Annotated in this window: 1 pseudogene; it reads right to left on the bottom strand. The window is 54.6% G+C overall.

Annotated features, from left to right (window positions below):
• Positions 1-238, bottom strand: a pseudogene (locus tag AB2L51_RS15350) (IS481 family transposase); the annotation flags it as partial.

Consider the following 238-nt stretch of genomic DNA (forward strand, 5'->3'; position numbering starts at 1 on the left):
GCTGAAAGCAGCGATGCAGGGCCGAGCATGTCAGATGAGGAATGCTGGCCTGCAGGGCATAAAGGCAGTCATCCAGCGGCAGTAAAGTATGCCAGCAAAAAGCGACTGCCATGGCTTCTTCGGTTTCTGTCAAGCTCGTTGATCGTGGCTCTTCAGGGCCGGTGTTCTGATCTTCGACAGTCTGGCGATTGCGCCATTTTGCAACTGTTTCCGGGTTGATCCCGAACTCCTTGCTCAG

The organism is Acetobacter fabarum (assembly GCF_040702925.2).
GTDB lineage: Bacteria > Pseudomonadota > Alphaproteobacteria > Acetobacterales > Acetobacteraceae > Acetobacter > Acetobacter fabarum_B.